At 73.0% G+C, this 25,080-nt stretch carries 26 protein-coding genes; 10 read left to right on the top strand and 16 right to left on the bottom strand.

All coding sequences use genetic code 11. The features are described 5' to 3' along the window. Positions 1 to 5: 5 nt before the first annotated feature. The 9 genes from Sspor_RS25400 to Sspor_RS25360 all read right to left on the bottom strand — a co-directional run bounded on the left by Sspor_RS25400 (position 6) and on the right by Sspor_RS25360 (position 11,318). Positions 6 to 1,148 (bottom strand): GNAT family N-acetyltransferase, encoded by a 1,143-nt coding sequence (locus tag Sspor_RS25400; protein WP_202201189.1) that lies wholly within the window; start codon positions 1,146 to 1,148, stop codon positions 6 to 8. Next, complete coding sequence (locus Sspor_RS25395; RefSeq protein ID WP_202201188.1) at positions 1,145 to 1,945, bottom strand: YveK family protein; 801 nt, start codon at positions 1,943 to 1,945, stop codon at positions 1,145 to 1,147. The genes Sspor_RS25400 and Sspor_RS25395 overlap by 4 nt, the downstream gene beginning before the upstream one ends. Before the next feature lie 72 nt (positions 1,946 to 2,017). Continuing rightward, positions 2,018 to 3,286: a glycosyltransferase gene (locus tag Sspor_RS25390; protein ID WP_237404021.1), complete on the bottom strand. Its 1,269-nt coding sequence runs from the start codon at positions 3,284 to 3,286 to the stop codon at positions 2,018 to 2,020. After that, positions 3,283 to 4,059, bottom strand: a complete 777-nt coding sequence (locus Sspor_RS25385) for a polysaccharide deacetylase family protein (protein WP_202201187.1) — start codon at positions 4,057 to 4,059, stop codon at positions 3,283 to 3,285. The genes Sspor_RS25390 and Sspor_RS25385 overlap by 4 nt, the downstream gene beginning before the upstream one ends. Beyond that, positions 4,049 to 5,764: a murein biosynthesis integral membrane protein MurJ gene (gene murJ / locus Sspor_RS25380; protein WP_254723225.1), complete on the bottom strand. Its 1,716-nt coding sequence runs from the start codon at positions 5,762 to 5,764 to the stop codon at positions 4,049 to 4,051. The genes Sspor_RS25385 and murJ overlap by 11 nt, the downstream gene beginning before the upstream one ends. 353 nt (positions 5,765 to 6,117) lie before the next feature. Further along, the gene (locus tag Sspor_RS25375; protein WP_202201186.1) at positions 6,118 to 7,494 is read right to left on the bottom strand and encodes an O-antigen ligase family protein; all 1,377 of its coding nucleotides are present in this window, start codon (positions 7,492 to 7,494) and stop codon (positions 6,118 to 6,120) included. Next, on the bottom strand, positions 7,494 to 9,014 hold the full coding sequence (locus tag Sspor_RS25370; protein ID WP_372499678.1) for an exopolysaccharide biosynthesis polyprenyl glycosylphosphotransferase: 1,521 nt from the start codon (positions 9,012 to 9,014) through the stop codon (positions 7,494 to 7,496). Before Sspor_RS25370 ends, Sspor_RS25375 begins: the two co-directional genes overlap by 1 nt. Then, positions 9,011 to 10,207, bottom strand: coding sequence for a glycosyltransferase (locus Sspor_RS25365; RefSeq protein WP_237404019.1), 1,197 nt, complete (start codon positions 10,205 to 10,207; stop codon positions 9,011 to 9,013). Before Sspor_RS25365 ends, Sspor_RS25370 begins: the two co-directional genes overlap by 4 nt. Before the next feature lie 19 nt (positions 10,208 to 10,226). Beyond that, on the bottom strand, positions 10,227 to 11,318 hold the full coding sequence (locus Sspor_RS25360; protein WP_373318823.1) for a DUF3344 domain-containing protein: 1,092 nt from the start codon (positions 11,316 to 11,318) through the stop codon (positions 10,227 to 10,229). Positions 11,319 to 11,492: 174 nt separating this feature from the next. Here Sspor_RS25360 and Sspor_RS25355 point away from each other — a divergent pair, with 174 nt between their 5' ends. The 5 genes from Sspor_RS25355 (at position 11,493) to Sspor_RS25335 (ending at position 14,574) form a co-directional block, all read left to right on the top strand. Next, entirely contained in the window at positions 11,493 to 11,747 is a 255-nt protein-coding gene (locus tag Sspor_RS25355; protein ID WP_202201183.1) for a chaplin, read from the top strand. A 118-nt stretch (positions 11,748 to 11,865) separates the two neighbouring features. Next, positions 11,866 to 12,276 carry a rodlin gene (locus Sspor_RS25350; RefSeq protein WP_030011310.1) on the top strand — a complete coding sequence of 137 codons (411 nt, stop codon included), beginning with the start codon at positions 11,866 to 11,868 and terminating at the stop codon, positions 12,274 to 12,276. Between the two features lie 251 nt (positions 12,277 to 12,527). Continuing rightward, positions 12,528 to 12,761, top strand: a complete 234-nt coding sequence (locus Sspor_RS25345; RefSeq protein WP_202201182.1) for a chaplin — start codon at positions 12,528 to 12,530, stop codon at positions 12,759 to 12,761. A gap of 121 nt (positions 12,762 to 12,882) precedes the next feature. Next, positions 12,883 to 14,034, top strand: coding sequence for a chaplin (locus tag Sspor_RS41155; protein ID WP_202201181.1), 1,152 nt, complete (start codon positions 12,883 to 12,885; stop codon positions 14,032 to 14,034). 192 nt (positions 14,035 to 14,226) lie between these two features. After that, positions 14,227 to 14,574 (top strand): hypothetical protein, encoded by a 348-nt coding sequence (locus tag Sspor_RS25335; RefSeq protein WP_202201180.1) that lies wholly within the window; start codon positions 14,227 to 14,229, stop codon positions 14,572 to 14,574. Between the two features lie 84 nt (positions 14,575 to 14,658). Here the strand turns inward: Sspor_RS25335 and Sspor_RS25330 are convergent, their stop codons facing one another. Both Sspor_RS25330 and Sspor_RS25325 read right to left on the bottom strand, forming a co-directional pair. Beyond that, complete coding sequence (locus Sspor_RS25330) at positions 14,659 to 14,898, bottom strand: chaplin (RefSeq protein ID WP_202201179.1); 240 nt, start codon at positions 14,896 to 14,898, stop codon at positions 14,659 to 14,661. A 153-nt stretch (positions 14,899 to 15,051) separates the two neighbouring features. After that, positions 15,052 to 15,564 carry a hypothetical protein gene (locus Sspor_RS25325; protein WP_202201178.1) on the bottom strand — a complete coding sequence of 171 codons (513 nt, stop codon included), beginning with the start codon at positions 15,562 to 15,564 and terminating at the stop codon, positions 15,052 to 15,054. 270 nt (positions 15,565 to 15,834) lie between these two features. Here Sspor_RS25325 and Sspor_RS25320 point away from each other — a divergent pair, with 270 nt between their 5' ends. Continuing rightward, positions 15,835 to 16,245, top strand: a complete 411-nt coding sequence (locus tag Sspor_RS25320; RefSeq protein ID WP_202201177.1) for a rodlin — start codon at positions 15,835 to 15,837, stop codon at positions 16,243 to 16,245. Positions 16,246 to 16,360: 115 nt separating this feature from the next. Here Sspor_RS25320 and Sspor_RS25315 read toward each other — a convergent pair whose 3' ends face one another. Beyond that, positions 16,361 to 17,002, bottom strand: coding sequence for a vitamin K epoxide reductase family protein (locus tag Sspor_RS25315; protein ID WP_202201176.1), 642 nt, complete (start codon positions 17,000 to 17,002; stop codon positions 16,361 to 16,363). A 192-nt stretch (positions 17,003 to 17,194) separates the two neighbouring features. Between Sspor_RS25315 and Sspor_RS25310 the strand changes: the two genes are divergently transcribed. Next, entirely contained in the window at positions 17,195 to 17,965 is a 771-nt protein-coding gene (locus Sspor_RS25310; protein WP_202201175.1) for a DUF6227 family protein, read from the top strand. A 24-nt stretch (positions 17,966 to 17,989) separates the two neighbouring features. On the opposite strand, the gene Sspor_RS25305 is transcribed toward Sspor_RS25310, so the two are convergent. Continuing rightward, the gene (locus Sspor_RS25305; protein ID WP_202201174.1) at positions 17,990 to 18,940 is read right to left on the bottom strand and encodes a 1-phosphofructokinase family hexose kinase; all 951 of its coding nucleotides are present in this window, start codon (positions 18,938 to 18,940) and stop codon (positions 17,990 to 17,992) included. A 154-nt stretch (positions 18,941 to 19,094) separates the two neighbouring features. Further along, entirely contained in the window at positions 19,095 to 20,657 is a 1,563-nt protein-coding gene (locus Sspor_RS25300; RefSeq protein ID WP_202201173.1) for an MFS transporter, read from the bottom strand. A 62-nt stretch (positions 20,658 to 20,719) separates the two neighbouring features. Between Sspor_RS25300 and Sspor_RS25295 the strand changes: the two genes are divergently transcribed. Then, positions 20,720 to 21,673 (top strand): helix-turn-helix transcriptional regulator, encoded by a 954-nt coding sequence (locus Sspor_RS25295; RefSeq protein ID WP_202201172.1) that lies wholly within the window; start codon positions 20,720 to 20,722, stop codon positions 21,671 to 21,673. Positions 21,674 to 21,768: 95 nt separating this feature from the next. Here Sspor_RS25295 and Sspor_RS25290 read toward each other — a convergent pair whose 3' ends face one another. Further along, a complete protein-coding gene (locus tag Sspor_RS25290; protein ID WP_202201171.1) occupies positions 21,769 to 22,746 on the bottom strand; it encodes a sigma-70 family RNA polymerase sigma factor in 978 nt (325 codons plus the stop codon). Positions 22,747 to 22,951: 205 nt separating this feature from the next. On the opposite strand from Sspor_RS25290, the gene Sspor_RS25285 reads away from it, so the two are divergent. Together Sspor_RS25285 and Sspor_RS25280 are read left to right on the top strand one after the other, a co-directional pair. Next, positions 22,952 to 23,482, top strand: a complete 531-nt coding sequence (locus tag Sspor_RS25285; RefSeq protein WP_202201170.1) for a GNAT family N-acetyltransferase — start codon at positions 22,952 to 22,954, stop codon at positions 23,480 to 23,482. Positions 23,483 to 23,586: 104 nt separating this feature from the next. Further along, positions 23,587 to 24,231 carry a Uma2 family endonuclease gene (locus tag Sspor_RS25280; RefSeq protein ID WP_202201169.1) on the top strand — a complete coding sequence of 215 codons (645 nt, stop codon included), beginning with the start codon at positions 23,587 to 23,589 and terminating at the stop codon, positions 24,229 to 24,231. On the opposite strand, the gene Sspor_RS25275 is transcribed toward Sspor_RS25280, so the two are convergent. After that, positions 24,228 to 24,998 carry a dioxygenase family protein gene (locus Sspor_RS25275; RefSeq protein ID WP_202201168.1) on the bottom strand — a complete coding sequence of 257 codons (771 nt, stop codon included), beginning with the start codon at positions 24,996 to 24,998 and terminating at the stop codon, positions 24,228 to 24,230. The genes Sspor_RS25280 and Sspor_RS25275 overlap by 4 nt on opposite strands. Positions 24,999 to 25,080 lie beyond the last annotated feature (82 nt).

Raw genomic sequence — 25,080 nt, 5'->3', positions numbered from 1 at the left:
ACGGGTCATCGCACCCGCAGTTCGTTGAGCCGCGCCCGCCAGTCCCTGGCGGCCGGCAGCGCCTCCCGCAGCGCGTCCACCGCCCGCTCGCGCCCCGTCACCTGCGACTCGTGTACGCGCAGCAGGGGCGCGAGCGCCGCCGTGGCCAGCAGGAACCGCTGGTTGACGACCGTCTCGGGCCGCCAGTGGTTCTTGTACGGCTCGTTGCCGCGCAGGAAGCTGACCACCGGCCGGCCGTCGGCGAGCGCCCGCCCGGCCTCGTAGCGCAGCAGCAGCGTCGCGATGTCGACCTTGCGCGTCCGCAGATCCGGGTCGGCCCCGTACAGGTAGCCGCCGCTGAGTCCGGCGGACAGCAGAGTGACGTTGGCCGCCACCACCTTGCCCTCCAGCCGGAACTCCGTCAGCCGGCTCTCCCCGGCCCGCACCATCCGCCGGGTGGCCCGGGTCAGGTGCTCGGCGAAGCGGGGCCGCAGGTGCTCGGGGGTCACCCCGCGGCCCCGCCACTGCTTCTCGTGCAGCCGCAGCAGGGTCCTTACGGCGCGCGGCACTTCCTGCTCGGTGACCTCGTGCTCCTCGATCCCGGCCGCGTCGGTCTTGCGCAGTTTGGCCCGCACCCGCTGGCCGCCGGAGGCCGGCATCCGCTTGACCAGTTCGTCGAACGGCAGCGTGGGCAGTTCCATGCAGGTGGAGTCGGCGAGCACGCTGGAGACCCCGGGCCACTGCCGGTACAGCTCCTCGGCGGCTGCTCCGGGACGTACCTCCCGCAGGTCCACGACGGCGCCGCGGGCGGCCCGGTGCAGCCCGCGGGCCAGCGCCGGGACGACCTGGTCGGCGTACTCCGCGTCCACGAGCACGTCGAAGTAGTCGGTGATGGGGCCGCCGAGCGGCACCAGCAGCGGCATCGGCCGGTGTACGAGCATCAGCGCGGCCGCGCCGACCAGCTCCTCGCCGCGGCGGACGAGGACGATCCGGAGCCGGCCGTCCTTGCCGTACGACAGCCACCAGGAGTGCAGCCAGGCGTGGCTCTGGAAGGGGGTGGCGGTGGGGCAGCCGCGGAAGAGCCTGTTCCACGACTCCTCCAGCGCGGCGAACTGCCGGGGGTCGCGGCACAGCGTCACCGACAGGGCCCCGGCGGAGCCCGAACTCATCGAACGGACTCCTTCTCCTTGGCCGAGGACGGCTCGCCCTGCGCGGGCAGCGAGGCGTACTCCTCGACCGGGGTCTCGACGGCGGCCTCCACCGAGGACCCGGACCCGGCCCGGGACCCGGCGGCGACGCCGGTCGCGGCGTCCTCGGAACGCCGCGCGCGGCCCGGCCGTGCCAGCATCCACAGGCCGCCCAGCAGTCCGCCGGCGCACATCCCGACGGCGCCGCTGATGGCGGCGGACGGGGAGGCGGGCGCGGAGGGGGCGACCGCCTGGTTGAAGAGGAGCAGCTGGACACCGGTGTTCTTGGCGGCCTGGTTGCTGCTCAGGGACAGGGCGTCGGCGACGGCGTTCGCGATGTCGGCGGCCTCGGCCGGGCTCTTCGAGGTACCCGTGACGGCGATCATCGGGGACTCGGGGGAGGTCTCGGCCCGTACCTGGGTCCGCAGCTTCGCGGCGCTGATGCCGGCCCGCGGCTGGGCGTAGGCGAGGGTGGAACTGCTGGTCGCGATACGGGCGTAGGCCTGCGCGAAGCCGAGTGCGGTGGCCGGCTCCGTGGTGTCGTCGGGTACGGCGACGACATAGCTGGTGGCGGCGTACTCGGGGGCCTTGAGCACCCCGTACGCCCCGCCCGCGGCCAGCCCCAGCAGGGCGCAGGCGGGCAGCGGCCACCACAGGGGCGCCGACAGCCTCCGGCGGCGCGGCCTCCGCTCGGAGCGGTGCTCCGCCTTCCGCTCGGACCTGCTCTCGGACCTGCTCTCGGTCTTCTTCTCGGCGTTCTTCTCGGACGTGTCGGCCATGGACGTGCTCGCTTCCTGGGTGGAGGGGGAGTTCGTTCGGGTCCCGTCGGGACCCCTTCGGGCAGGGAGGGATCAGCCGGTGCCGGTCGGCTCCGCCGGTCCGGGCCCGGCCGGCTCGCGCGGGGCACCGACGACGGCTGCGCCGCCCGCGCCCGGTACCGGGTCGGCGCCGGGGCGGCCCCGGGCCGCCCCGGTGGCCCCCGGCGCGGCCGCGAGGGCGAGGTCGTACACGTCCAGCAGCTGCCGCGCGCTGCGGGCGATGTCGTAGCGGCGGACCACCGGCGGCGGGGGCAGCCGGCGCGCGCCGGCCTCCATGTGGCCCCGGAGCGCCGCGACCAGCTCCTCCGTGCCGGTGCCGATGCGGCGGGCCCCGGGGGCCTGCGCGGCGGGCAGGTCGTCGATGGCCGGGCAGGTGACGTGCAGGACGGGGAGTCCGGCCGCCAGGGCCTCCACGACGGCGAGCCCGAAGGCCTCCTCGCGCGACGGGGAGACGAAGACGTCCATGGCGGCCAGCAGCGCCGGGATGCCCGGGGTGCGGCCGTCCGCGCTGTCGCCCAGCGGGTCCCGCTCCCCCAGCAGGTGGATCCGGCTCTGCGCACCGAGCTCGGCGGCCAGCCGGCGCAGCCCCGCCCGCTCCGGCCCGTCCCCGGCCAGCAGCAGGTGCGCGCCCGGCAGCGCGGCCACGGCCCGCACCAGGACGTCGAACCGCTTGCCGGGGACCAGCCGGCCGACCCCGCCGACCACGAAGGCCCGCTCGGGCAGCCCGGTGCGGGCCCGGGTGGCCCGCCGGACGCCCTCGTCGAAGCGGAAGCGGACGGCCTCGATCCCGTTCGGTACGACGTGCACCCGCGCGGCCGGCACCCCCCACCCCTCCAGCCGGGCGGCCACGGTGTCGGAGACGGCCACCGTGGCGGCGCCCAGGCGTTCACTGGCCAGGTAGAGCCTGCGCACCCCGCCCGACAGCGGCCTGCCCTCGATCTCCCCCTCGCCGAGCGAGTGTTCGGTGGCCACGGTGGCCCGGGCGCCCGCGAGCCGGGCGGCGAGGCGCCCGTAGACGCAGGCCCGGTACAGGTGCGTGTGCACGAGGTCGTAGCCGCCCCGGCGGATGAACTTCACCAGCCGGGGCAGCGCCCCCAGGTCCCGGTTGCCCCGCATGCCCAGGTGGACGACGCGGACCCCGTCGGCGCGCAGCCCCTCGGCGACGGGCCCGGGGTTGGTCAGCGTCAGTACGTCGCACTGCATCGGCATGTGGCGCAGCAGCAGCCGCAGTTGCTGTTCGGCGCCGCCGACGCCGAGCCCGGTGATGATGTGCAGTGCCTTGACCGGCTGGAGCGCCTTCACCGCTGCACCCCGCGCCGCAGCTCGCGCACCTGGTGGCGGAGCTGCTTGAGCCGCAGCCGGGCGCCGCCGTCGGCCTGGCTGACGTGCGTGCGCGGCAGCGCGTGCGGGCCGGCGAGCCGTCCGGGGTCGATGGCGCAGGCATAGCCGTAGCCGGCGTCGCGGGTGGCGTCGACGACCCGGGCGTCGAGGTGCCCGTACGGGTAGCAGAACCCCTGGGGCATGGTGCCCGTCAGCTCGCGCAGCAGGTCGCGGCTGCCCCGCAGTTCCTGCTGGAGCACCTCGTCGGCGGTCGCGGTGAGGTCCTGGTGGAGCAGTCCGTGCGAGCCGATCTCCTGTCCGGCGTCGGCGGCTTCGCGGATGCCCTCGGCGGTGAGCAGGGACTTGCGCGGGCCCAGCGGGTCCCACACGTTGTCCACGCCGAGCCGCCCGGGGAGCACGAAGAGCGTGGAGGTGAAGTCGTAGCGGCTCAGCAGCGGCAGCGCGTGGGTCAGGAAGTCGGTGTAGCCGTCGTCGAAGGTCAGCCCGACCAGTCCGGCCCCGCGCCCGGCCGCGCGGGCCCGCAGCAGTTCACCGACGGACACCCCGCGCAGGCCGCGCGAGCGCAGCCACAGCAGCTGGGCCTCCAGGGCGAGCGGGGTGACGGTGATTCCGTACGGGTCCTCCGCGGGGTCGGTGAACTCGGCGACCGAGTGGTACATGAGGACCCACGGCGAAGCGGTCCGGCGGGTGGGTACCACCACGGCGGCGGGGGCCGTGTCGGTGTCAGCGGACATTGCGGAACCTCTGCGTGAGCTGGGAGATCTGACCGGGCAGGGCGGTGACTTCGAGGGCGCGTATGGCCGTGCCGGTGGCTCCGAACATGGCCGGGACCAGCAGGCAGCCGAGGGCGGCGCTGAGCATCGGGTCGGGGATCATCGGTCCGGCGATCCAGCCGGCGGCGCCCGCGGCGACGGCGGCGACGGCGAGCTTCCCGATGCTGACGGCGACCCGGCGGACCTGGACGGCGATGATCCGGGAGCCGAGGCCGGTGAGCAGCAGGGCGGCGGTGGTGGAGATGCCGGCGGCGTTGGCGGCGGCGATGCCGTAGGTGCCCCACCAGCCGACGGCGAACGCTCCGGCCACGATGTTGACGAGCAGTCCGGCACCCATCGCGAGCGCCGGGAACCAGGTGGGCCGGGCGGTCGAGAAGAAGGGCCGGGACAGTGCGCCGACGAGGCAGTGGCCGAGCAGTCCGCATGCGTAGACCCGCATGACGGAGGCGGTGGCGAGGGTGTCCTGGTGGGTGAAGGCACCGCGTTCGAAGAGGACCTGGATGATCTGGGGCGCGTAGCCGATGACGAGCGCGGTGCCGGCCAGGACGGCGAGCGCGGCCAGCGTGAGGTCCTGCTCCACCCGTCGGCGGGCCTTCTCGCGCTCGCCCGCGGCCATGGCCTGGGCGACGACGGGGAAGGTGACGGTGCAGATCATCAGCGAGAGCACCATCGGCATCTGCGCGACCTTCTGCGCGTAGTTGAGGTGCGAGATCGCGCCGGGCGGGAGCGAGGCGGCGAGGAACCTCTCGACGAGCACCTGCGACTGCCGGAAGACCGCGAAGAAGATCACGGGGGCGATGACCCCGAAGGCGATGAGGGTGGGGCGGTCCCGGTCGCGCTGGCTGCGCGGGGCGGTCTTCTTCGCACGGGGCTGGCCGAAGCCCACGTTCCGCACGAAGGCGGGCAGTTGGACGAGCGCCATGAACAGTCCGCCGACCGCGACGCCCGCGGCGGCGGCCCGGACGCCCCAGAGGGCGTGCAGGGCCACCATCGTGCCGATGATCCCGACGTTGTAGGAGACGTAGATCGCGGCGGGCGGCAGGAAGGACCGGTGCGCCCGCAGCGCGGCGCTGAAGTATCCGGCGATGCCGAAGGAGAGCACGGTCAGCGCGGTGAACCGGGTGCACTCGACGGCCAGTGCGGGGTCGGGCAGGCCGGGGGCGAGCACGGAGACGACCGCCGGGGCGGCCACGACGAGCAGGGAGGCGACGGCGGCCAGGAACACGGCGAGGCGCGGCAGCGTCGCCCCCACCAGCAGCCGTACGGGGTCCTGGGCGCGGGCCTCGCTGCGCGTGAGCCCGGCCCGGGCGGCGGCCCGCCGGGCCAGGGCCTGGCTGAAGGCGGGCACCATCAGCAGCGCCATGGCGTCCTCGATCAGCAGCGTCGAGGCCATCTCGGGCACGGTCCAGGCGATGAGGAAGGCGTCGCTGTCGTGCCCGGCGCCGAAGAGGTGCGCGATGGTCTGGTCGCGCACCAGCCCGAGCAGGGCCCCGGCGGCGGTCAGTCCGGCGGTGACGGCGGCGGCCTTGGCCAGGAACCTGCCGAGCGGCTGGCTCCCGCCGGACTGACCGCCGCCGGGGGCGCTCCCGGCGGGGCCGGTGGCGGGGCCGCCCGGCCGGCCTTCGGACCCGACGCCGGAGCCGTTCGCGCGGCGGGCCTGGCGCAGCCGGTTCCGTCCGCCCGGGGCGGCGGCAGGACCGCCCGACCGGGCCTCGGGGTCGGCGGAGCCGTTCGCGGTCCGCGCCGCCACCCGTACGCTGTGCCGGCCCGAGGCGCCTCCCGGATACCCGGCGGAGCCGAACACGGCCCTGCGCGCCTCCGGTTCGGCACCCGGGATCCCGCTGGCGACGAACCCGGGATCCGCCGGGCCCGACGCACCGGAGCCACCGGGGGCCGTGGGGCCTCCCGGCCCGGGGGCGTGCGGGTGGCCGGCGAAGCCGGGGGCCGGGGCGCCCGGGACACGGGCGTGGCCCGCCCCGGCCGGGGGGCCGGAGGCGGGCCGCCAAGGCGTGGTGTCCGTCACGGGCGAGCCGCAACCCCGGGGGACCCACCCCGTGTGCCCGCGGTGGCCGCCCCCCGGGAAGGAAGTGCCCACCAGGCCGCCAGGCCGATGATCACTCCGGTCAGAACCGTGGACGGTCCGCCGATGTCGGCGTAGAGGAAGTCGGTCAGCTGCCACACGAACAGCCCGATCGCGATCAGCCCGCAGTCCCGCACCCCCGCGCCCCTGCCCGCGTCCGCGGCGAACCGCCGCAGCCCCGCCACCAGCAGCGCGGCCCAGCCGCCGGCGAGTGCGATCAGCCCGATCAGGCCCTGCTCGCTCAGGATCAGCAGGTACATGTTGTGCGGGGAGAGCAGCGGCTGGCGCAGGTACGCCTGCCCGGCGCCGGCGGTGTCGCTTCCGGAGGACAGGCCCAGCGAGGCGTGCCCGTCCCGGTTGGCCGGGAAGCCCTTGAGCCCCACCCCCACGGCCGGCCGCTCGCGCCACATCGACTCGGCGGCGGCCCACATCGTGTAGCGGTCGGTCACCGACTGGTCGGGGGCGCTGGACACCTGGGTGATGGACGTGAGCCGCTCGGCGACCATCTCCGAGCCGACCCCGAACCCGCCCACCAGCACCACCGCGGCGGCGGCGAGCGCGGCGCCCACCTTCAGGGCCCGCCGGATCCCGGCCAGCGCCATCACGAGCACCGCCGCGCCGGCGGTGGCGATCCACGCCCCCCGGCTGAAGGACAGCACCAGCGGGAGCACCAGCGCCAGCGCACAGCCGCCGCCGATCCGCCGCAGGCGCCGCGGCAGTCCCGGAGCGAGCCCGGCGGCGGTCGCCACGATCAGCCCGTACGCCACGACGGTGGCCATGCCCATGACGTCGCCGGGGCCGAAGGTGCCGACGGCCCGGACGTCCTCGCCCTGGTACGAGGCCCCGGTGTGGGTGGCGTACTGCACGACCCCCACCGCGCCCTGCACCAGCGCCAGGACCACGAAGCACCCGGCGGCCAGCCGGAACTCCCCGGCGTCGCGCACCAGCAGCACCACGGCCGCCGGGACCAGCACGAAGACCTGCAGGTAGCGCACGAAGCCGGGCAGGGCGGCGTACGGATCCCCCGCGGTCATCGTGGCGACCGCGAGGCCCACGGCCGGCGCCCCGAGCACGAGTACGCCCAGCGGGGTCAGCGCCCGTACCCGGCCGCGCAGCGCCTGCACCGCGCAGACGAGGACCAGCACCAGCGAGGCGGCGTCGGCCGGACCGACCTTCCCGGAGGCGGTGGCGTCCCCCGCCGGGAGCGGGGCCAGCAGGAACAGCACGGTCGCGGCGAGCGGCAGCAGCGGCCAGTGGCGGCGCAGCAGGCCCGGCATGTCCGGCCGGATCCACCGGCCCTGGACGACGAGACTCATCAGCTGCCCCCCAGCCGGAAGCGGAAGAAGGAGGCCGCGGTGCGGGCGAGGATCCACAGGTCCTGCCACAGCGACCAGGTGTCGATGTAGTGGTTGTCGAACCGGGCCCGGTCCTCGATGGAGGTGTCCCCGCGCAGGCCGTTGATCTGGGCGAGGCCGGTGATGCCGACGGGCATCCGGTGCCGGGCCTCGTATCCGGGGTGCACGGTGGAGAACTTGGCGACGAAGAAGGGCCGTTCGGGGCGCGGGCCGACCAGGGCCATGTCACCGCGTACGACGTTCCACAGCTGCGGCAGCTCGTCCAGCGAGGACTTGCGCAGGAAGGACCCGACCGGGCTCATCCCGCGGTCGCCCGCGACCGTCCAGCGCGTGGCGGCCTCGTGCGCGTCGGCGCGCAGAGTACGGAACTTCAGCAGGGTGAAGGGGCGCCCGTACAGGCCGACCCGCTCCTGCCGGAAGATCACCCCCGGCCCGTCCCAGACCCGTACGGCCAGCGCGCACGCCCCCATCACGGGCGCGGCGGCGAGCAGCGCGATCAGGGCGAGCACGGTGTCGATGCCCCGCTTGGCCCAGCGCTCCAGCGGCCGGGCCGGGCGCGGGAGCAGCGGCTGCACGGCGTACCCCCACAGCTGGTCGGTGGGGTGCGGCACCCGCATGCCGGTGACCTTGGCGGTGCCGGCCGGGTCGGCGAGCCACATGCGGCAGCCGTGGTCGTGGAAGAGGCGGACCAGGGCGGCGGTGCGCTCGTCGGCCTCCGGGGGGCGGGTGAACACGGCGTGTCCGACGGAGTTCTGGATGACCGCGCGCCGGATGTCCTCGTGGGTGGCGAGCAGCGGCAGGACGCCACCGTCGCCCTCGGCGGGCGTCGTGGTGTCGGCGAGCCCGACCGGGCGCAGCCCGAACTCGGGGCGGCCGTGCAGGGCCGCGGCCACCGCGCTCGCCCCGGCGCCGGGTCCGACGACGAGGGCGGAGGCGGGCCGGCGTACCGCCGAGCGGCGCCGGGACTGGTTGACGAGGCCGCGGCCCGCGCACGCCAGTACGGCCTGCAGGCAGACGGCGGTGAGCAGTGCGCTCCAGCCCATGGCCCGGGCCGGGTCGGCGGCGGCCGTGACGGCGGCGACCGAGCACCACAGGACGGCGGACCGCCCGGCCAGCACGGGCAGTTCGAGGAGTGCGGAGGGGGCGAGCCGCGGCCGGTAGAGCCCGGCCTGCGCGTGCAGTGCGGCGAGCAGGACGGGCGCCGCGTACAGGACGGGCGGCGCCGCCGCGGGCAGGGTCGTCGCGGTGAGTACGGCGGCCAGCGCGTCGGCGGTGAGCAGCGGGAGCACGCGGCCGCGGCGGCGGACGCGCCGGGGGCGTACGGCGGAGCGGGCCGGGTCGGCCCGGGGTCCGCGCGGGGGGTGGATGGCGGTCGCTGAACGGCGGGCCGCCGCGGGGTGCGCGGGCGCGAAGGCGCCTCCGCCGGTGGGCCCCGTGCCGCCCTGCCCGGTGTGCCGGGCGGGTGCGCTGTCCATCGTCATCGGCTGATGCGCTCCTGGTTCAAGGGCCGGGGCCTGCCCAGCAGTTCGTGGTACAGGCCGGTGACCGCGTCCGTGGTCCGCCGCACGTCGAAGTCGGTCCGGGCGTGCTGCCGGGCCTGCTCGCCGAGTTCGGCGAGGAGCCGCGGCTCGGCGAGGAGCCGGCCCAGGGCCCGGGCCAGGGCCGTCGGGTCCTCCGGCGGCACCAGGCACAGGCGTCCCTGGCCCGGCGGCAGGCTCTCCCTGGCACCGCTGACGTCGGAGACCAGGACCGGGCGGCCGCAGGCCATGGCTTCGAGCGGGGCGAGCGCCATGCCTTCCCACCGCGACGGCAGTACAACGAGATCGGCGGCCCGAAGCCACGGTCGGATGTCGGCGGCGACACCCGCGAAGTGGACGCTGGTGCCGGACGGAGCGGCGGCGCGGCGCAGCGTTTCGGTGTCGGGGCCGTCCCCGACGAGGGCGAGGCGGGCCGCGGGGACGGTGGCGAGCACCTCCGGCCAGGCGCGCAGCAGGATGTCCTGCCCCTTCTGGGGGCAGATCCGGCCGACGCACACGGCGAGCGGTCCGTCGGCCGGGAAGCCGTCGGGCAGGGGCAGTTCGGCGCGGGCCCGGGCCCGGTCCCGGTCGGGGTCCGGTCCGCCGGGGCGGAAGTGGTCCAGGTCCACGCCGTTGCGGATCACCGACCAGCGGGCGGTGATCCCCCCGGACTCGCCCGCGCGGCGTTCGGCGTCGCTGACGCAGAGCACCCGGTCGGCCCAGCGGGCCCCGTACCGCTCCCAGCGCAGGGCGAGCGCGGCGGTGGCCCCGCCGACCGCGTCGAAGGACCAGGCGTGGGGCTGGAAGACGGTGGGCAGGCTGCCGCGTGCGGCGAGCCGGCCGGCGAGGCCGGCCTTGGCGCTGTGGGCGTGCAGGAGGTCGGGGCGTACCCGGCGGAGCACCTGCCGGGCGCCGATGATCTCGCCGGGCAGTGCGGGCCCGGGGGCCCGCCCGGCGCGCCAGGTGAGCACTTCGGCCCCGGCGGCCCGGGCGGTGTCGCCTAGCGTGCCGCCGGGCGGACACCCGACGACGGTGCGCAGCCCTTCGGCGGTCTGCGCGCGGACGAGGTCGGTGACGACCCTGGCCACACCGCCGTCGACGGGCTGTACGAGGTGGAGGACGGTCGCGGGCGGTGCCGACCGAGGTTGACTGGGCACGTGGAGTGGTCTCCTACGTTCAGCGGCGCGCGTCTGTCTGAACGAAGAGCACACCGAGGAAATGACCCTGACTTTCACCCGTGAACCTGAAGCTCAGACTGCGGGCACCACCGGACAGGGCGGGACTCAGGTCAAACACGTCCGCGTCATATCCGAGATTGTTCATATGTTCGGGCTGTCGCACGAACGATTGGTCGCCGAATTCCGTGATCGTGGAATTCATAACATCATTAAAAGGATTTTCTTCATCGCTGATGCTCACCCGGCGACCACTGTCGGCCGTCACGGTGAGTGAGTCCCCCAGGGTGCCGCGGTCCCCGTCGTAGCCGACCACCCCGACCCGGCCCGCGGAGCCGGCCGGCGCGTCGAGGCCCTCGATCTGCACCGTCGCGTCGGCGGCGCGGGCGGCGATCGACTCGAAGCCGTCCCACAGCGAGATCCGGCGCACCGGCTCCTGCGGGTGCTCGTAGGCGACGACCAGCGTCCAGCCGCCCCAGGCCCCGACCGCGGAGTGACCCATCGCAATGTTGAGCTGAGCCACCGTCCACAGACCGGCGCCGCCCTTGCGGACCAGCGGGGTCACATCGGCGGAGGCCTGGTAGGCATCGCTGCCCGCGTCCGTGCGGTGGCCGGTCACCGTGTCGGCGAGGACCTCCTTGTACGCCCCGCCGGGCTCGGCGACCAGCACCCGGCCGTTGTCCTCCGGCGGCTTCTGCTCGCCGACCCGCAGGTTCCCGCCCCAGTAGAGGCGGGCGTACGAGACCTTCGCGCCCTGCGGGACCTTGAGCTCGGCCCGGGTGGAGTTGTAGGTGTCCGGATCCTTGTCGACCTCGCTGTAGAACATCTCGAAGTCGCTGTTGACCCCGGCCGCACCCTTCTTCACCTCGGCGCACGGCTCGGCCTGCGGGGACTGTTCCTTGCGGCAGCTGATGCCGGAGTTGGAGGCGCGCACCAGCCCGCCGTGCTGCACGGCCTGGTAACGCTGGGTGAACGGGATCCGGGGCAGCTCCTTGGGAGCGGGAGCCGCCGCCCCCGCCGTCGGGGCGGTCACGGAAAGGGTGAGGCAGGACAGCAGACCGAGCGTGCCGAGGATTCTGCGGGAGGAACCCATGACCCTGTCTCCATTTTCGATCAAGGGGACAAAACAGGAGTGAACTTTGTCAGAAATCGGGCTGGAAATCACGTCGGACTCGCTCGTACGGCCTTTTGGGCGATAGCACGCACCCTCGCAACGGGCGGGTCGTTATGGCTTGCACCATTGTTCGAACCGAAAGGAAATGCGGAGATGAAGAAGAGGCTGGTGCGCGGCACCACCCTCGCCGTCGCGAGCGCCGCCGCACTGGTGGGCGGCGCGGGCCTCGCCTCCGCTCACGGCGGGGACGGCGCGACGGCCCACGGCGTCACCGCAGGGTCCCCCGGCGTCCTGAGCGGCAACCTGCTCCAGGTGCCCGCGGACGTCCCGGTGAACGCCTGCGGCCTCTCGGTGAACGTGATCGCCCTGCTGAACCCCTCGTTCGGCACCACCTGCATCAGCGCCTGACCGTCAACCGTGCTGCCCGAAACGCCCGCATCCGAGTGAAGCCACGCAACCCGAAGCAGGGCTGCGGCGTTGTTCCGGATGCTCCGCTACCGGGCAATCCTGCAAAAAAGGGACGACAATGATCAAGAAGATGATGGCCTCGGCCGCGGTTGCCGCCTCGGTCGTGGGCATCGGTGCCGCCATGGCCCCGCAGGCGATGGCGATCGGCAACGACAACGGCGTCAACACCGTCCAGGGCAACGGCGCCGCGCAGATCTACGGCAACCAGGCCACCTACGGCAACATGAGCCCGCAGATGGCGCTGATCCAGGGCTCCTTCAACAAGCCCTGCATCGCGCTCCCCGCGAAGGCCAACGTGCAGTCGGTGCTTGCCCTCATCAACGTCGGCGTCCAGGACATCCCCGTCCTGTCCAGCCCGCAGAACCAGCAGTGCACCGAGAACTCCACCCAGGCCAAGGGCGACGAGGCCCTCTCGCACATCCTGGACAACATCCCGGTCCTCTCCGGCAACGTCTCGAACGGCAGCTGACCGAGGCCCGCGCCAGCGAGGCCGTCGCACCCACCGGGTCGCGGCGGCCTCGCCGCGTATAGGGCCGGGGCGCCCCCGGCCCCCGGAATTGTCGATATGAATCCGCCGCCCTAATTAATTCGCCCCGCACACCGGACCGGGCATCGGGGTGAATTAACGGCGGATCGCCGAAAAAGCGCGGTTTCCTTTTCCCGGACCGCTCGTTGTTAATTCTGCAGTGGACACGCCTCTGCGGGAAGGAAAGAGAACAAATGACGTACAAGAAGGCAGTGGTGCTGGCCGCCGGCGCTCTCATGCTCGCCGGTGCCGCCTCCCCCGCCATGGCCGACGCGGCCGCCGACGGAAAGACCGTGGGTTCCCCCGGCGTCCTGTCCGGCAACCTGGCCCAGGTGCCGGTCCACGTCCCGGTCAACGTCTGCGGCAACACCGTGAACATCATCGCGCTGCTCAACCCGGCGTTCGGCAACACCTGCGTCAACGCCTGACGAAGCGCTTGTGCCCGCGAGGGCAAGCCTCCTCGGTGTGGCCTCGGAGTGCACGGCGGTGCACTCCGAGGCCACCTCCGATTCCACACCGGCCGTGGCGCCGGTAGACAGGGAAGGACCCATGCGACAGGTACTGAGCCGACAGGTACTGGGCAAGGGGATGCTCACGGCGGCAGCGGCGTCGAGTCTGCTGTCGATCGCGACCGGCGCGGCCTACGCGCACCCCGGAGCGAGCGCCGAGGCCTCGCATTCGCCGGGCGTGCTGGCCGGCAACAGCGTCTCGGTACCGATCACCTTCACACCCAACGTGTGCGGCAACAGCGTGGACGGCGGTGCGGCGCTCAACCCCGCGATGGGGAACACGTGCGTCACCGACACCGGCTCGCACGCGGGCGACGGCCACGACTACGGGCGCTACCTCAGCCCCGAGAACGCCGAGGCCTTCGAACGCTACCTCGACGAGCGCTCGGGTCGGCACGCGGTGCCGGAGCAGCGCCACGAGTCGCCGCGCCACGCGGGCGGGTACGAGCAGCCCCGGCAGGAGGAGTCCCGCCTGGAGCAGCCCCGGCAGGACGGGCCGCGGCACGCGAAGCCGCGCCAGGAGGAGCCCCGTCACGAGGGCGGCTACGGCGGCCCCGGTGAGCACCGGGGCAAGGAGGAGTGCGACGACCACCCCGAGTCGTCCCCGCCGCCCCCGCCGGCGCACCACGCTCCCCCGGCGCCCGAGCGGCCGCACCCCATGCCGGAACCGGTCCATGAGGCGCCCGCGCCACCGCCCGAGGCGCCGCCCGCACCCCCCGTGGGACTGCCCCCGGCCGGGGAGGCACCGCACACGCTCCCCGCCCCGGAGCCCGCCCCGGCACCGGCCGAGGAGGCTCCGCACACGCTGCCGGCCCCCGCGCCCGGCCCGCCTCCTGTGATGGAGGAGGGTCCCTCCGGGCCCCCGCACGGCAGCCTGCCCGTGCAGCACCCGGCCCCTGCTCCGGCCCCAGCCCCGGTCCCCGAGGTCGTACCGCCCGCGGACCAGCCGCCGGCCGCCCCCGGGGGTGACACCCCGGTCGTCCTCACCCCGGCCCCGGCCCCGGCCCCGGCTCCCGCCCCGGTGCCGGCTCCGGCGCCCGCGCCCGTACAGCCGCCGGCCCCCGCTCCGGCGCACGTGACCGGGCCCATGCTGGCCGAGACCGGTGCGGGTCAGCCCGCGGTCGCGGCGGCCCTCGCCAGCGCCCTGATCCTGGGCGGCGCCATTCTGTACCGGCGGTCCAGGATCTCCTGACCGGCAATACCGGTAATCGGAATAAATAGCGGCCGGAGAATCCCCGTCGGATTCTCCGGCCGCTGTCATGCCCTCATCTATGACCGTGTGCCCGTTCGCGTTTCCGCAGCGGCCGGTAATCGTTACCCAGGGTGAAAGTGGCGCGACGGTCGCCACGGTCGCCTCTGTCAACGAAAGAAGAGGATTTCGATAATGAAGCTCACGAAGGTCGCCGCTGTCGTCGTCGGCTCCGTCGCCGCCCTCGGCGCCTCCGCCACCGCCTTCGCCGCCGAGCCCGCGGCCGCGATGCCCCCCATGAGCCTGACCGGCGGGGTGACGGAGACGCTGAACGCCGTCGGGCCGGTCTCCGAGTCCCTTCCGCAGACCGTGGGCAACGGGCTGGCCGAGCAGGGCGACACCGTCAACAAGGTCGTGGGTACCGCCCAGAAGGTCAACAAGGTACGCAACGACGTGCCCGGCACCGTACTCGGCCTCGCCAACGGCGCCACCCGGACGTCCCCCATGCTCGGTGGCGTGAAGCTCAACGGCGGCCAGGGCTGAACCCTCCCGGTCGGCCACCCGCCGATACGACTGTGGGCGCCACCGGCAAGGCCGGGGCGCCCACAGTCGGTTGTGCGGCGGACGTCAGTGGTTGAGGCAGACGTTGCCGAACGCCGGGTTCAGCAGGCCGACGATGTTCACGGTGTTGCCGCAGACGTTGACCGGGACGTGCACCGGCACCTGCAGCAGGTTGCCGGACAGGACGCCGGGGGAACCCACGGCCGCGCCTTCGGCCGACGAGTCGGCGGCGGCGGAGCCGGCGGCACCGGCCGCAGCGAGACCAGCGGTGGCCAGAACCAGGGCGGCCTTCTTGGCAGAGTTCATGGGAAGTGCACCTTCTGTTCGATGTTCTGCCCCGAACCGGGGCTCACACCGAGCGAAACGGTCCAGCTTCCCAGACGACACGGTCACGCGCACGATGAGACCTGTTCGGCTCAATTGTCGTAACCATTCGACGGGTTACCGGCCGGCACCGGCCTACGGCAGGGCCGGAAGCTCCGGGAGGGCGGGCAGCGCGGGGACGGCCGGTACCGCCGGGGCGGCCGGCACCGCGGGGGCGGCCGGCACCGCGGGGGCGGCCGGCACCGCGGCCACCGGGGGAACCACCCCGTCGAGCGGCGGAAGCTCCACCGGCGGCAGCTCCGGGATGAGGCCGGACAGGTCCGGAAGCTCGGGGAGCTTGATCTCCGGCAGCTTCGGCAGCTCGATCGGCGGCAGCTTCACCCCGTCGGGCAGCAGACCCCCGACCGTCGCGAGCAGGCCCTCAAGGCTCTTGGTGAGTCCCGCCAGGAGGTCGTCGATGGGACCTGCGGCCGCCGCACGCCGTTCGATCTTCTCCACCTGCTTCTGAACGGAGGCCACCCGTTCGGTGAGGGCCGCGGAGCCGCCACCCTCCGCGGCGACCGCGGGGGCAGCCGCGCCGGACAGTATGACGACGGCGAGGGCCGACGGGACGAGGAGGCGGGCGCGGGACGGCTTCGTGCGGTGCATGGATGTTCCTTCGTGGTGGGGACACGAAAGCGGACCCGAACGATCCGCTTCATCACCCACCGTGCGAACACCTCGCACGGAGTGCAACCGGAGCCCCGGTGGATGCTGGCTGCGTACGGGCTTCGCGCAGGCGTCCGGAGGCCGGTCACCCTGGGCGGGGAAATTCCGAGACGCGCAGGCCGTTTGAGTGAAGCAGCGGAACCAACCTCCCGGCGGGGCAGTTGACCAGGGCGCTCCATCAGCGGGCACTCGTGCGACAGAAGGATCAAGATGTTCAAGAAGTTCATGACCGCCGCCGCGGTCTCCGCCGTTGCGATCGGCGCGGGCGCTGCCGCCGCGGCCCCGGCCATGGCCATCGGCAACGACAACGGGGTCAACACCGTCAACGGCAACGGTGCCCAGCAGATCTACGGCAACCAGAAGACCCACGGCGACATGAGCCCGCAGCTCAGCCTGGTCCAGGGCACCCTCAACAAGCCCTGCATCGGCCTGCCGGCGAAGGTCAACGCCCAGTCGCTGATCGCCGCGCTCAACATCGGCGTCCAGGACATCAACGTCCTGTCCAACCCGCAGAACCAGCAGTGCACCGAGAACTCCACCCAGGCCAAGGGTGACGAGCCGCTCTCGCACATCCTGGACAACATCCCGGTCTTGTCGGGCAACCTGTCGAGCGGCAGCTGATCTCCGACTCCTCCGCCCTTCGGGTGATCGCGGGCCGCTGAGCCTGTGGAGTGAAGGACGAGGGCCCCGGCGGCGTCCAGCCGCCGGGGCCCTCTTCGCGTTCCGCCCGCGGCGGTCAGCCGGTCCAGAAGTCCCACCAGCGGGTGAGGACCAGCATGCCGATCACTCCGATGTGCAGGGCGGGCGGGGCCCATCCGAACTCGGTGAAGAAGCCGCGCACCGGGCCGGGAGCGGGCAGGACGCGCGTGCGGACGTTGTGCGCGGTGACCGCCCAGAACATCAGCAGGGTCGCGACCCAGGCCAGGCAGCACCACAGGCAGAGCGCGTTGATCTCGTAGAGCGACTGGACCATCAGCCAGCTGCAGAATCCGACACCGAAGAGCGTGCCGGCGTTCAGTCCGAGCCAGAACCAGCCGCGGTGGCGGGCGCCGGCCAGCAGACCCGCGGCGACGCAGATGACGACGGCGTACCCGACGAGCCCCATCATGGGATTGGGGAAGCCGAAGGCCGCCGCCTGCTCACTCGTCATCACGCTGCCGCAGGAGACGACCGGGTTGAGACTGCACGCGGGCTTGAAGTCCGGGTCCTCCAGCAGGAGGAACTTGTCGAGGGTGATCACCCACGAGGCCAGCAGCCCGGCCGCGCCGGTGGCGGCCAGCAGCCAGGCCAACCCCCGGGGTGCGGCGCCCTGTTCGCCGTCGTGTCCACTGCGGGGCCGTACCTGCTGGCGCGGGAGGCCCACTGTATTCGTTGCCATGCGGGCCATAGTCCCGCGCTTCCGCCCAGATCGGGCCCAACCATGCTCATCCGTATGCAAGTTGACCTGAAAAGGTGGCGGGAACCTCCGATGCTTCCCGGACGTTTTACCGAACCCCGGACGTGATGTCAGAACCAGGGGTTACGTTGAGCTTCCGCTGAGTGACGAGCTGCGACGGCCTGGAGACCCACCTTGAGCGATCCGTACGAGACAACCGAGGCGCACCTCGAACGACTCCTCGGCCGCGCCCTCAACTCCTTCGACCTGCCGGACCGGCTGGTCGAGCGCCTCGGCACGGCGCTCGCCCACAGCTCGTCGCTCTACACCACCCACCACAGCCCGGAGGCGGGTATCTGGCGGGAGACCCACCGGCACACCTATCTGCTGACCGACGGCGGTTCGGTCTCGCTGTGGGAGCTGACCTACCGGCTGGTGGGCGACCGGGCCGTCCGGCACGAGGTCTTCGCGAGCAAGGCCGAGACCTGCCTGGCCGTGACCCGGCTGTTCGGCGAGGCACCCGCCGCGGCGTCCCCGGATCCGGTGCTGGTGCCGGGCGAGGAGGAGCCGGAGGGCGGGGTGGCGCTGCTGAGCGTGCTGTACGCGGCCCCGGCCCCGGTGCGGCGGCACCGGGAGTACGCGGTGGAGGACTCCGCCGACCACGCCCGGCGGGTGCTGCGCCGCGCGGAGAACACCGACCGGCCGGGCGAGCCGGTGGTGACGCTGCTGCGGTCCGCGTACGCACACCAGATCACTCAGGCGTTCGGTGCCCGGCAGTGCCTCTCGGACGGGCGGGGCGCGGGTTTCAGCCTGTACGAGCACGCCTTCGTCCTGCTGGACGGGACCGAGGTCAGCCTGTGGGAGGTCGAGCACACGGCGACGCCCGACGGGCGGCACATGTGCGAGGTGTACGAGAGCGAGGCGGCCGCACGCGGAGCGATGGAAGTGCGCGCCCGCGTACGGTGATCCGGCGCGCCCGGCAGGACGCCCTCAGGGGGTGCCGGGGTCGGCGAGCTGGAGGTCCAGGGGCGGGTCGTCGGTGACGCGGACCCGGTCGGGGCGCAGATCCGCCGGGGACGGCATGGCGCCGCCCGGCAGCCGGACGGCGGCAGTGCCGTGGGCCAGGGCGGAGGCGAGGGCGCCGGGGCCGGTGCCGCCCGCGATCAGGAAGCCGGCCAGTGAGGCGCCGTCCGCCGCCGCGTCGCCGCGCCCCGCCGGGGCGGGGGCGGCGCCGTGGTGGGCGCCCTCCGCCGAGACCAGGAGCCGGCCGTCCCCGCCGAGGGAGGCCAGTACGGCTCCCGCGCCCAGCTCGCGGAGCTCCTCGGCGGCCTTGACCACGTCCCCCAGGGTGGGCAGCGGGCGTCCCACCGCGGCGGCCAGCTCCGACGCGTCGGAGTGGATCACCTCCGGACGGGCCGCCAGCGCCCCGTGCAGCGCGGGGCCGGGGGTGTCCAAGACGGTCCGGGCGCCCGCCGCGTGGGCGCGGGCGACCAGGTCGGCGCACCACCGGGGCCCGAGGCCGGGCGGGAGGCCGCCGCAGCAGGCCACCCAGGAGGCTTCGGCGGCGGCGGAGCGGACGGTGTCCAGGAGGAGGGCGGATTCCTCCGGGGAGAGTGCCGGACCGGGCAGGTCGATCTCGGTACGGGTGCCGTCCGGTTCGGCGAGCGCGATGTTCGAGCGGGTCCGGCCGGCGATCGACACGGCCGTGACGTCCACGCCCCGCGCGCCGAGGAGTTCGGCGAGCAGGACACCGGGGGCGCCGCCGAGCGGGAGGACCGCCGTCGTGCGGACGCCCGCGGCGGCCGCGGCGAGGGAGACGTTGACGCCCTTGCCCCCGGGGGCGACCCGTTCGCCGTCGGCGCGCAGCACCCGGCCGCGGGCCGGCGAGGGGACCTCATAGGTCCGGTCGAGGGAGGGGTCGGGGGTGACGGTGAGGATCACACGAACACAACTTCCGTACGTCCGCTTCATTCCCTAATGGGCGATTTCGCACCACTGTACGCAGACCCCGGGCGGAAACAAAAAGGAACGGACACGCCCGCCCGGGAGGGCGGACATGTCCGTGCGGTCCTGCCCGGGAAGGCCCGGATCCGGCTCAGCCGACCGGGATCTTCTCGGGGGTGCGGCCGGCATGCTCGGCGGCGCCCTCGCGCTCCTCCATCGGGAGCGCCCTGCGCGGCAGTACGAACATCAGAGCGAAGATCACGACCAGTACGGCCACGACCCACCACAGCGCGCCGCGGAAGGCCTCCACGTACGGCGGGCCGAAGACCATGTCGTCGTCGATCAGACCGAAGAAGACGACCGAGGTCAGCGCGAGACCCAGCGCGTTGCCCATCTGGCCGGTGGTGTTGATCAGGCCCGAGGCGGATCCGGCGTGCTCGCGCGGCACCTCGGAGAGGACGGTGTCGTTCAGCGGGGCCACGATCAGGCCCATGCCGATGCCCATGACGATCAGCGGGGCGGCCATCTGCCAGGAGGCGATCTCCATGCCGTAGTGCTGCGACTCCCAGATGTAGAGGAGCAGACCGGCGGCCATGACCAGCGCACCGGCCTGGAGCACCTTGCGGCCGAAGCGGGGGACGAGCTTCTCGACCGAGAGGCCGGCGGCGACCGAGACCGCGATGGAGAACGGGATGCCGGTCAGACCCGCGCGCAGCACGCTCCAGCCGAGACCCATCTGCATGTACATCGTCCAGACCAGGAAGAAGATGCCGGTCGCGATGCCGAAGGTCAGCTGGACGGCGATACCGCCGGCGAAGCTCTTGACCTTGAAGAGGGAGAGCTCCACGAGCGGGGAGCCGTCCTTCTTGATCTTGTACTTCTCGTACGCGATGAAGGCGGCGAAGACGAACGGCGCCGCGCCCATGCAGACGAAACCCCACACCGGCCAGTCGTTCTCGTGGCCGTGGGTCAGCGGGAAGATCAGCAGGACCAGGGCGAGCGTGGCGAGGACGACGCCGACCAGGTCCAGACGCAGCGCCCTGGGGGCCTTGGACTCGGCGATGAACTTGCGGCCCAGGATCACGCCCATGATGCCGACGGGCAGGTTGATCAGGAAGATCGGGCGCCATCCGAGGCCGAAGAGGTCCCACTCGATGAGCAGCGCGCCGAGCAGCGGGCCCGAGACGGCGGCGAGGCCCACGATCGCGCCGAACATGCCGAAGACCTTGCCGCGCTCCTGGGGCGGGAAGGTCACGTGGATGATCGCCAGGACCTGCGGCACCATCAGGGCGGCCATACCGCCCTGGAGGAGGCGGGCCACGACGAGCATGTCCGGGTTGGCCGCGATGCCGCAGAGCAGGGAGGCGGCGGTGAACCCGGCGATACCGATGAGGAAGACCCGCTTGCGGCCGTAGATGTCACCGAGACGGCCGCCGGTGATCAGGCCCGCGGCGAAGGCGAGGGCGTAGCCGGCGGTGATCCACTGGATCGCGCTCGTGGAGGCGCCGAAGTCCTCACGCATGGTGCGGATGGCTATGTTGACGATCGTGACGTCGACCAGGTCCATGAAGGCCGCGGTCATCACGATGGCGAGCGCCAGCCAGCGGCGGCGGTCGGCGGGTGAGCTGGGTGCGTCGTGGGCTAGGTCGTTCCGCTCTTCTTGTACGGGCCCGTTCTCTCTTTCGGGCGATGTCTTGGACGTCTCGGTGCTCATGAGGAGAAACTTAGACGGCGTCTAGGTCAGTCTGTGTCCTATTTGGCTGGCAGCCTGGATTCATGACCGACACCCCCGCACGGCTGCTCTCCCTGCTGTCCCTCCTCCAGACCCCCCGCGAATGGCCCGGGAGCGAACTGGCGCAGCGGCTGCACGTCAGCGCGCGGACCATCCGGCGCGACATCGAGCGGCTGCGGGACCTCGGCTACCCGGTGGAGGCCACCCTGGGCGCCGAGGGCGGATACCGGCTGGTGGCGGGGGCGGCGATGCCCCCGCTGCTCCTCGACGACGAGGAGGCGGTGGCGATCGCGGTGGGGCTGCGGGCGGGGGCCGGGCACGCGATCGAGGGGGTCGAGGAGGCTTCCGTCCGGGCCCTGGCGAAGCTGGAGCAGGTACTGCCCTCACGGCTGCGGCACCGGGTGAGCGCGCTCCAGTCGGCCACGATCGCGCTGTCCCGGGGCGACGGGGCGAGCGTGGACCCGCGGACGCTGACCACGATGGCGGCGGCGGTGGCGGGGCCGGAGCGGCTGCGGTTCGCGTACCGGGCGGGCAACGGCGCCGAGACGCGGCGGCTGGTGGAGCCGTACCGGCTGGTGAGCACCGGGAGCCGGTGGTACCTGGTCGCCTACGACCTGGAGCGGGAGGACTGGCGGACCTTCCGGGTGGACCGGGTCGACGAGGCCTTCGCGACGGGGGCCCGGTTCGCGCGGCGGGAGCTGCCGATGGAGGCGCAGGAGTTCGTCCTCCGGGGGCTGCGGGGCGGGGAGAAGCAGCCGTACCGGGTGGAGGCCGACTTCGCGGCGGATCCGGCGGAGCTGCCGGCCTGGCTCCGGGCCGCGGCACTGCCGGGTGACGGGACGCGGACCTCGGTGCGGTTCGAGAGCGCGGACGCCCCGGAGTGGACGGTGGCGCGGCTCGCCCTGACGGGGTTGCCGTTCACCGTGCGGGAGCCTGCGGCGCTTCGGGATGCGGCCGGTGCGCTGGCCGCGCGGCTGGCCGTGGCCGCTGCGCCGTAGCCGGAGGGGCTGGGTCGTGCGGGGCAGGAGAGAGCCCCGGCGCCTGGGGGGGATAGGCACCGGGGCTCGTATGGGGGGCTTGGCGGCGGGCCGCTCTAGGCCACGGCGTCGAAGCCGGTGTCGCGCGCCATCCGCTTCAGCTCCAGCAGGGCGTGCTTCTCGATCTGGCGGATGCGCTCGCGGGTCAGGCCGTGCTGCTTGCCGACCTCCGTCAGGGTCCGCTCGCGGCCGTCCTCGATGCCGTACCGCATCTTGATGATCGACGCCGTGCGCTGGTCGAGCTTGCCCAGCAGGTCCTCCAGCTCCTCGCTGCGCAGCAGGGAGAGCACGGACTGCTCGGGCGAGATCGCGGAGGTGTCCTCCAGGAGGTCGCCGAACTGCGTGTCGCCGTCGTCGTCGACGGACATGTTGAGGCTGACCGGGTCGCGGGCCCAGTCCAGTACGTCGCCCACGCGCTTCTCCGTCGAGTCCAGCTCGGCGGCGATCTCGGCGTGCTCCGGGTCGCGGCCGTTCTCGCGGTTGAACTCACGCTGGATGCGGCGGATCCGGCCGAGCTCCTCGACCAGGTGGACGGGGAGGCGGATGGTGCGGGACTGGTCCGCGATGGACCGGGTGATCGCCTGCCGGATCCACCACGTGGCGTAAGTGGAGAACTTGAAGCCCTTGGCGTAGTCGAACTTCTCGACCGCGCGGACCAGGCCCGCGTTGCCCTCCTGGATCAGGTCGAGGAGGGGCAGGCCGCTGCGGGGATAGCGCCGGGCGACGGCGACGACGAGGCGGAGGTTGGAGCGGATGAAGACTTCCTTGGCGCGCTCGCCCTCGGCGGCCAGCGCCTCCAGCTCCTCGCGGGCCGGGGTGTCCCCGTCCCGCTCTATCGCGCCGTCGAGGATCTGCTGGGCGTAGACGCCCGCCTCGATGATCTGGGAGAGCTCCACTTCCTTGGCGGCGTCGAGCAGCGGGGTGCGCGCGATCTCGTCCAGGTACATGCCGACCAGGTCACGGTCTGCGATCTCCCCGCCCACAGCGCGAGCGCTGCTCGTGGACTGACGACGGGCGACGGCGCGGGTTGCCATGCGTGCTCCCTTGCGAAGTGTTCGGTCGCGGTGCGGCTGGTGGACGCCGCCGGGACGGCTGCCAACCGCTCCGGAACGTCACGGACACTCTCCCGAGTGCCCCCTTCCGAAGGAAACAACGACTGGAATCGGGACAGAATTCCCACGCGGCTCCCTCTTTTTCGAGATCTTGCAGTATCCTGCCCCGCCACCAGAGGGGGAGCGGATGACACAAGATCTCGAAGAGGTGCAGGTCAGGCCCGGAACGGAAGCCGATCTGGCGCCCCTCACGGACCTCTACAACCACTACGTCCGTGAGACTGCCGTCACATTCGACACGGCCGTTTTCACTCCGGAACAGCGCCGCCCTTGGCTGCACTCCCACCCTGAAGACGGGCCGCACCGGCTTCTGGTTGCCTGGACAGGTGATCGAATGGCCGGATACGCCACGAGCAGCGCATTCCGCCCCAAACCGGCCTACGCCTCATCGGTGGAGGCGAGCGTCTACCTCGCCCCGCACGCGGTCGGCCGGGGGATCGGCACGCTCCTCTACGAGGCGCTCTTCGCGACCCTGGCCGAGGAGCCCGTACACCGCGTCTTCGCCGGGATCGCCCTGCCGAACGAGGCCTCGGTGCGCCTCCACGAGCGCTTCGGCTTCCGCCGGGTCGGAGAGTTCACGGAGGCGGGCTGGAAGTTCGGCCGGTACTGGGACGTCCGCTGGTACGAGAAGCGCCTGGGCCACCACCCGTCCGGCTGAGGGGCCTGGCATATCCCTGCGGCATGAGCCCACCCCTCCCTACCGTCGGGGAGTCGCTTGTGCGGCCCGGCCGGCGACGCCCACACTTTGAGGAGGTGCTGCACATGACCGCTCTCGCCCACGAGACGCCGGAGGCCGGAATGACGAAGGTCGCGACTCCCCCGTCGGACCTCGACGACGTCCTGTGGCAGGCATGGCGAGCCATGGAACTCCCCGAGGGCTATCACGCCGAGATCATCGAGGGGTCCATCGAGGTGTCTCCCACGGGGCGCTACGCACACGGCAGGATCGTCAATGAACTGAGGGACCGGCTGGTCGTCTTCCTCGCGAAGAGCGAATTCGCCGCCCGTCAGGACATCAACGTGATCCACAGGCGAAAGGTCTGGATCCCGGACCTGTTCGTCGTTCCGGCGGACGCGGAGGAGTACGTGACCGAGGACGGGCTGGGGATCGACGCCTCCGCCGTCGGACTGGTCGTCGAGGTGGTCTCCCCCGGCAGCGAGAGCATCGCCCGAGACCGCACCCGCAAGCGCAGCTCCTACGCGCGCGCGGGGATCCCGGTCTACGTACTCATCGACGACTACGACGAGAACGGCATCGTCACCGTGCTCACCGTGCCGGAACCCGGCAAGGGCGTCTACCGGAACGAGCTCCGGACGGCCTACGGCACGGCCGTCACCCTTCCCGAGGGGCCCGCCCAGGGATTCACCATCGGGGTGGACGTCACCGGGATCGGGCGGCAGGGCTAGCCGAACTGGAGGGAGCGCTTCGAGAGGCCCATCCAGAAGCCGTCCACCGGGGTGCGGGCGGAGGCCAGGTCGGATTCCGCCGCGCCGAGGGTGACGAAGAGCGGGGCGAAGTGTTCCGTGCGGGGGTGGGCCAGGCGGCCCGCCGGGGACTTGTGCTCGAAGTCCAGCAGGGCGTCCACGTCGGACGCCGCCAGGGCCTCGCGGCCCCACGCGTCGAACTCCGCCGACCAGGCGGGGACGCCCGGGCCCGTATGGCGCAGCGCCGCCAGGTTGTGCGTGAAGAAGCCGCTGCCCACGATCAGCACGCCCTCGTCGCGCAGCGGGGCCAGCTTGCGCCCGATGTCCATCAGCGCGGCCGGGTCCAGCGTGGGCAGGGAGATCTGGAGGACCGGGATGTCCGCCTCCGGGTACATCTCCACCAGGGGGACGTACGCCCCGTGGTCCAGGCCCCGGTCGGGGATGTCCTGGACGGGGGTTCCGGGGGCCCGCAGCAGTTTGCGGACCGCGGCGGCCAGCTCCGGGGCGCCGGGGGCGTCGTAGCGGACCTGGTAGTAGTGCTCCGGGAAGCCCCAGAAGTCGTACACGAGCGGGACGCGCTCCGTGGCGCCGAGGGCGAGCGGGGCCTCCTCCCAGTGGGCGGAGACCATCAGGATCGCGCGGGGGCGCGGCAGGTCGGCGGACCAGGCGGCGAGCTCGCCCGGCCAGAGCGGGTCGTCGGCCAGCGGGGGTGCGCCGTGGCTCAGGTACAGGGCCGGTATGCGGGTCACAGGGGGCGCTCCTCCGCTAGTTGAAATGCGTACTGAAACAGACTAACCCCGTCTCGTTCAAATTTGAACGAGACGGGGTCGT

This window comes from Streptomyces spororaveus (assembly GCF_016755875.1).
In the GTDB taxonomy this organism is placed as follows: Bacteria; Actinomycetota; Actinomycetes; order Streptomycetales; family Streptomycetaceae; genus Streptomyces; species Streptomyces spororaveus.
Note: the sequence above shows the minus strand (reverse complement) of the source record. Positions and strands in the feature narration are given on the sequence as shown.

Coding starts and splice junctions, on each gene's coding strand:
- Sspor_RS25400 (WP_202201189.1), bottom strand. CDS start 1,148: ATGAGTTCGGGCTCCGCCGGGGCCCTGTCGGTGACGCTGTGCCGCGAC.
- Sspor_RS25395 (WP_202201188.1), bottom strand. CDS start 1,945: ATGGCCGACACGTCCGAGAAGAACGCCGAGAAGAAGACCGAGAGCAGG.
- Sspor_RS25385 (WP_202201187.1), bottom strand. CDS start 4,059: ATGTCCGCTGACACCGACACGGCCCCCGCCGCCGTGGTGGTACCCACC.
- Sspor_RS25375 (WP_202201186.1), bottom strand. CDS start 7,494: ATGAGTCTCGTCGTCCAGGGCCGGTGGATCCGGCCGGACATGCCGGGC.
- Sspor_RS25370 (WP_372499678.1), bottom strand. CDS start 9,014: ATGACGATGGACAGCGCACCCGCCCGGCACACCGGGCAGGGCGGCACG.
- Sspor_RS25360 (WP_373318823.1), bottom strand. CDS start 11,318: ATGGGTTCCTCCCGCAGAATCCTCGGCACGCTCGGTCTGCTGTCCTGC.
- Sspor_RS25355 (WP_202201183.1), top strand. CDS start 11,493: ATGAAGAAGAGGCTGGTGCGCGGCACCACCCTCGCCGTCGCGAGCGCC.
- Sspor_RS25350 (WP_030011310.1), top strand. CDS start 11,866: ATGATCAAGAAGATGATGGCCTCGGCCGCGGTTGCCGCCTCGGTCGTG.
- Sspor_RS25345 (WP_202201182.1), top strand. CDS start 12,528: ATGACGTACAAGAAGGCAGTGGTGCTGGCCGCCGGCGCTCTCATGCTC.
- Sspor_RS41155 (WP_202201181.1), top strand. CDS start 12,883: ATGCGACAGGTACTGAGCCGACAGGTACTGGGCAAGGGGATGCTCACG.
- Sspor_RS25335 (WP_202201180.1), top strand. CDS start 14,227: ATGAAGCTCACGAAGGTCGCCGCTGTCGTCGTCGGCTCCGTCGCCGCC.
- Sspor_RS25330 (WP_202201179.1), bottom strand. CDS start 14,898: ATGAACTCTGCCAAGAAGGCCGCCCTGGTTCTGGCCACCGCTGGTCTC.
- Sspor_RS25325 (WP_202201178.1), bottom strand. CDS start 15,564: ATGCACCGCACGAAGCCGTCCCGCGCCCGCCTCCTCGTCCCGTCGGCC.
- Sspor_RS25320 (WP_202201177.1), top strand. CDS start 15,835: ATGTTCAAGAAGTTCATGACCGCCGCCGCGGTCTCCGCCGTTGCGATC.
- Sspor_RS25315 (WP_202201176.1), bottom strand. CDS start 17,002: ATGGCAACGAATACAGTGGGCCTCCCGCGCCAGCAGGTACGGCCCCGC.
- Sspor_RS25300 (WP_202201173.1), bottom strand. CDS start 20,657: ATGAGCACCGAGACGTCCAAGACATCGCCCGAAAGAGAGAACGGGCCC.
- Sspor_RS25295 (WP_202201172.1), top strand. CDS start 20,720: ATGACCGACACCCCCGCACGGCTGCTCTCCCTGCTGTCCCTCCTCCAG.
- Sspor_RS25290 (WP_202201171.1), bottom strand. CDS start 22,746: ATGGCAACCCGCGCCGTCGCCCGTCGTCAGTCCACGAGCAGCGCTCGC.
- Sspor_RS25285 (WP_202201170.1), top strand. CDS start 22,952: ATGACACAAGATCTCGAAGAGGTGCAGGTCAGGCCCGGAACGGAAGCC.
- Sspor_RS25280 (WP_202201169.1), top strand. CDS start 23,587: ATGACCGCTCTCGCCCACGAGACGCCGGAGGCCGGAATGACGAAGGTC.